Genomic DNA, 4,811 nt, shown 5'->3' with positions numbered 1-4,811 from the left:
GAAGCCCGGGTCCACCCCGATCGCGTAGATCTCGCCCTCGACCGTCGGAGCGCCAGCGGCCTCGGAACGCACCACCTTGAGCCAGTTGAAGCCCGCGAGCGCGTCGCCCGGCCCGGGGCGCTCGCCGCCGGGGGCGGACGCCTCGGTGCCCTCGGGGCGAAGCAGCAGGAAGTCCTCGGCGTCGAACCAGGCTTCGGCCTGGCGGGCGTCGAGGTCGCGCTGGGTCATCCGTCCCTGCTCCGGGTGGCTGGCGAAGGCGAGCGCGTTCACGCGGAGCCACTCGGGGGCGTCCGCGGGGGAGAACGTATCGAAGGCGAAGCCGCTCGGGGCCGCTGGGCGCGTCGGCTCCGGCAGGAGCGCGGGGTCGAGGGCGAGGCGGAGCAGGGTGCGCACGGGCGCGAAGCCCGCGCCCGTGAGTAGCCGATCGGCGGTGGGTTGCTCGCCGTGCGCCCAGGCGCGCAGCGGCCCCGGCTCCTCACGGAGGAGCGCATCGAGTGCGCGGGTGGCGTGTCCGCGACCGCGGTGCGCCGGGTCGATCACAAGGTCGAGCTCCCCGCCGCCGAGCACCGCAACCCCGACGGGCACCGGCTCCGCCGAGCCATCGTCCGCTCCGAGGATGAGCCGGAGCGCGCGGTCCCCGGAGCGCGCGTCCACCCGGGCCTGGTCCGAGATCGGTTCCTGGCCGTCGTGGGCCGCGGCCGCGGCGATGATCTGTTCGGCGTGACGCTGGGTCTCAACGTCCGCGGCCGCCTCAGCGCTCGTCAGTGTGGTGTGGGTCATCGCCGTCCTCTGCTCGGTTGAAGCGGTAGCCGACGTTTCGGACCGTGCCGATTAACGTCTCGTGTTCCCCCAGCTTTGCCCGTAACCGCCGAATATGCACGTCCACGGTGCGGGTGCCGCCGAAGTAGTCCTGTCCCCAGACCTCGTGGAGGAGCTGATCCCGGGTGAAGACGCGCCCCGGATTGGCGACGAGGAAGCGGAGCAGCTCGAACTCCTTATAGGTGAGATCGAGGGTGCGCCCGCTCGCGGTCGCGGCGTAGCTGGCCTCGTCGATGACGATGCCGCGCGCGCTCAGGGTGCCCGCGCCGTGGCCCGCCGCGGGGCCGGCGGCCAGGGGGGCCGCGGGGGTTTCGAGCGCCAGGCGGATCCGGGCGGACAGCTCGGCGGGGCCGGCCCCGTCCAGGACGACGCCGGTCAGCCGCCACTGGGCGGACACCGCGGCGAGGCCGGCCTCGGCGAAAACGCCAAGCGTGGGCAGCTCCGGGTGCAGGCGGGCGAGGAGGCCGGCGGCGCGCAGCGCCTCGGCCAGGTCGAGCCGGGCATCAAGGATCGCGAGATCGGCGCCCGTCGGCATCGGCTCGCCCGCGCGCTGCGGCGGGGCGACGGAGAGCGTGTGCCCGAGCAGGCCGAGCGCGGGGAGCGCTTCGGCCGCCCCGTGGGCGCTGAGGAGCAGAATCCGTGCCACAACCGCCTCCCCACTGCCCGGGGAGCCGTCCCGCGCTGGCAAAAGTCTAGCGTTTGTGTTCTGGGAGCCCCCGCCTCCCAGGGCCGTTGCCGCGGGTCTGGCACAATGAGGGGGTGACCGAACCCCAGAACAGCGTTGCCGAGGCTCCCGAGCACTACTGGCACGTCCCCCGGCTGATTGCCGCGTGGGTTATCGCGCTTCTCGTCGCGATCCTGTCCGTCAACCTCGCGCCCGACACGGCGCGGGCCGAGTGGCTCGTCGTCGCGCTCGGCATCGGCGTGCTCGCAACCTTCGCCCTGCAGCTGGGCACGGCCCAGCGCGAGGGCTTCATCACGCGGACCTCCTTCAGCGTGGGCGGGGTGCTCGTCATCGTGGCCGCGGTCGAGGGCGTCTCCCTGCTCATCCGCTCTGCCTAACCGCGGCCGCGCTGCCGCAGCGTGGCCGCCCGCTTCAGCTCGGCCGTTCCGCCGGGGAGGGCTCCCGTCCCTCCCCGGGGCGGGACGGCCCGCCCCGCCGCGGGCGGCTGGCCACCGCGGGCCGCGACTCGATGTATGATGGAGTCATGCTGCTCGCACTCGAACTCTTCTTCCTCGGTCTGCTCGGTCTTGCCTCGGTTTCGATCGTCTGGGTGGCCGGCATTGTGGTCACGCGCCTCTTCAAGGGCCAGCGCTAACCACCCCCAACTCTCGTGCGCCGCTCACCCGGCGCGCTTTTGCATCCCTGCGCATCGGAGGACCGCATGATCGACATCCCCAGTGGACTTCCGGCGGAGCTCGTTCCGCTGTCCTGGTTACTCGGCGTCTGGGAGGGCAGCGGCATCGTCGACTATGAGGTCGATGGGGAACGTCGCAGCGCCGAGTTCGGCCAGCGCATCTCCTTCAGCCACGACGGGATGCCGTTTCTGAACTACAGCTCCTACGCCTGGCTGCTCGGCGATCAGGCCCCGCCCGCCGACGAGTCCGGCGCCGACGCGGTCGTCCGCCTCGCCTCCGCGGGGCTCGGCGACGCGGAGCAGACCCGCCCCCTCGTCAGCGAGCTCGGCTACTGGTCCCTCGCCCGGCCACGCGGCGCGGGCGACCCCGGCCCCGGGATGCTCCCCGCGACCGAGGACAGCGCCTTCACGACCGCCGAGCAGGTCGAAACGCTCCGGAACGCGAGCGGCGGCTTCGACATCTCGGCCTCGCTCGTGCACCCGACCGGCGTCAGCGAGCTGTATCTCGGCTCCGTGAACGGGCCCCGGATCGACCTCGCGACCGATCACGTCATGCGCGCCGCCGGCAGCAAGGACTACGCCTCCGCGAGCCGGATGTACGGACTGGTCGAGGGCCACCTGCTCTGGGCCTGGGACATGTCCGCCCTCGGCCAGGAGCTGCGCACGCACGCCTCCGCCCGGCTCGCGAAGCGGGACTGAGCCGTGACCGGCGTGAGCCCCCTGCTCGGCCTCCCCGGGGCGGTCGCCGTGGAGGGCCGCGGCGTCGCCGCGCACTACGGGTCGCCGCTCATTGAGCAGCGCGCCCTCGCCGCTGGCGAGGCGATCATCGACCGCTCGGATCACGGCGTCATCACCGTGGCGGGGCCGGACCGGCTGAGCTGGTTGGACTCCATGACGAGCCAGGCGCTCACCCGCCTGCCCCCGGGGGGCAGCGCCGAAACCCTGCTCCTGGACCCCCAGGGGCGCATCGAATTCGCGATCCGCGTCGCCGATGACGGCGAGACCGCCTGGCTGCTCGTCGATCCCGGCCTGGCCGAGGGGCTCGCCGCCTTCCTGAACCGGATGCGCTTCACCCTGCGCGTCGAGGTGACCGATCGCAGCGCGAGCCACGGCATCCTCGGGGCCTTTGCCGGGGGCCAGGCGGCCGAGCTCCTCGCGGAGCTGCCGGGCGTCGTTGCCACCTGGAACGACCCGTGGGCCGAGGTGCAGCGCGGCGGCTGGCTGTACGCCGCGGCCGAGGGCCACCCCGGCAACGGGTGGAGCTACCGCGAGGTCATCGTGCCCCGGGAGACGCTCGCGGACGCCCGCGACCTCGTCGCGGCCAAGCGGGTCCGCGTCGCGGGCGCCCTGAGCCTCGATGCGCTCCAGATTCTCGCCTGGCGGCCCAGCCAGGCCGCCGAGGGTGACGAGCGCTCCCTGCCGCACGAGGTGGACTGGCTGCGCTCCGCCGTGCACCTGGAAAAGGGCTGTTACCGGGGGCAGGAGACCGTCGCGAAGGTCCACAACCTGGGGCACCCGCCCCGGCGGCTCGTGCTGCTGCACCTCGACGGCAGCTCGGGCGAGCTGCCAGCGGCGGGCACCCTCGTGTACCCCGTCGACGGCGAGAAGCCCGTCGGTCGGATCACCCGGGCCGCTCTGCACCACGAGTGGGGTCCGGTCGCGCTCGCGATGCTCAAGCGGAACACCGCCGAGGACGCCCCGCTTGAAATTCGGCTCGAGGGGGCTGACGGCGCGACGGGGGAGACCCTCGCCGCCGCGCAGGAGACGATCGTGCCCCGCGGTGCGGGCGCCACCCGCGACGTTCCTCGCCTCCCGCGCCTCTGACCCGGGCGCAGCCGCGGACAAATCTGCTGCGCGGCACCCCCGAAATGTCGCACACCGTTCGTCCGCTCGTGCGGGGGAAGCGGGGGACCGCCGGGCCGATTTCGGCTACGCTGGGGGGTATGACACACACCCTGATCCTGCTGCGGCACGGCCAAAGCGAGTGGAACGAGAAGAACCTGTTCACCGGCTGGATGGACGTGCGCCTCACCGAGAAAGGCCGCGGCGAGGCCGCGCGCGCCGGGGAGCTGCTCGCCGAATCGGGCCTGCTGCCCGACGTGCTGCACACCTCCCTGCTGAGCCGCGCGATTCAGACCGCGAACCTCGGCCTGGACACCGCGGACCGGCTGTGGATCCCGGTCAAGCGCTCCTGGCGGCTCAACGAGCGCCACTACGGGGCGCTGCAGGGCAAGGACAAGGCCCAGACGCTTGCGGAGTTCGGCAACGAGCAGTTCATGCTGTGGCGTCGCTCCTTCGACACCCCGCCGCCCGCCCTCGATGACGCCAGCGAATTCTCGCAGGCGAACGACCCGCGCTACGCGGACATCGACGGCGAGCAGCCCCGCACCGAGTGCCTGCAGGACGTCATCACCCGCCTCGTGCCGTACTGGGAGGGCGAAATTATCCCCGACCTCGCCGCCGGGAACACGGTGCTCGTCGTCGCGCACGGCAACTCGCTGCGCGCCCTCGTGAAGCACCTCGACGGCATCAGCGACGAGGACATCGCCGAGCTGAACATCCCGACCGGCATGCCCCTCGTCTACGAGCTGGACGACGCCTTCCGCCCCACCGGCCCCGCACGCTACCTCGACC

6 protein-coding genes are annotated in these 4,811 nt (G+C 72.8%); 4 read left to right on the top strand and 2 right to left on the bottom strand.

Annotation, left to right across the window (positions count from 1 at the left end; translation table 11 throughout):
- On the bottom strand, positions 1–780 hold a 780-nt coding region (locus OOT08_RS04890), incomplete at its 3' end, for a mycothiol synthase (protein WP_325091439.1).
- The gene (locus tag OOT08_RS04885; RefSeq protein ID WP_325091438.1) at positions 752–1,465 is read right to left on the bottom strand and encodes a winged helix family transcriptional regulator; all 714 of its coding nucleotides are present in this window, start codon (positions 1,463–1,465) and stop codon (positions 752–754) included. The genes OOT08_RS04885 and OOT08_RS04890, both read right to left, overlap by 29 nt.
- Positions 1,466–1,578: 113 nt before the next feature.
- On the opposite strand from OOT08_RS04885, the gene OOT08_RS04880 reads away from it, so the two are divergent.
- The 4 genes from OOT08_RS04880 to OOT08_RS04865 form a co-directional block, all read left to right on the top strand.
- Positions 1,579–1,881 carry a hypothetical protein gene (locus OOT08_RS04880; RefSeq protein WP_325091437.1) on the top strand — a complete coding sequence of 101 codons (303 nt, stop codon included), beginning with the start codon at positions 1,579–1,581 and terminating at the stop codon, positions 1,879–1,881.
- Between the two features lie 323 nt (positions 1,882–2,204).
- Positions 2,205–2,876 (top strand): FABP family protein, encoded by a 672-nt coding sequence (locus tag OOT08_RS04875; protein WP_325091436.1) that lies wholly within the window; start codon positions 2,205–2,207, stop codon positions 2,874–2,876.
- Positions 2,877–2,888: 12 nt separating this feature from the next.
- Positions 2,889–4,001, top strand: a complete 1,113-nt coding sequence (gene ygfZ, locus OOT08_RS04870; RefSeq protein ID WP_325092110.1) for a CAF17-like 4Fe-4S cluster assembly/insertion protein YgfZ — start codon at positions 2,889–2,891, stop codon at positions 3,999–4,001.
- A 119-nt stretch (positions 4,002–4,120) separates the two neighbouring features.
- Positions 4,121–4,811, top strand: a 691-nt coding sequence (locus OOT08_RS04865; RefSeq protein ID WP_325091435.1) for a phosphoglyceromutase, incomplete at its 3' end; no start/stop codon positions are given.

Source organism: Leucobacter sp. M11, assembly GCF_035726885.1.
In the GTDB taxonomy this organism is placed as follows: Bacteria; Actinomycetota; Actinomycetes; order Actinomycetales; family Microbacteriaceae; genus JAPFRB01.
This window is presented reverse-complemented; position numbering and strand designations above follow the sequence as displayed.

Coding starts and splice junctions, on each gene's coding strand:
- OOT08_RS04875 (WP_325091436.1), top strand. CDS start 2,205: ATGATCGACATCCCCAGTGGACTTCCGGCGGAGCTCGTTCCGCTGTCC.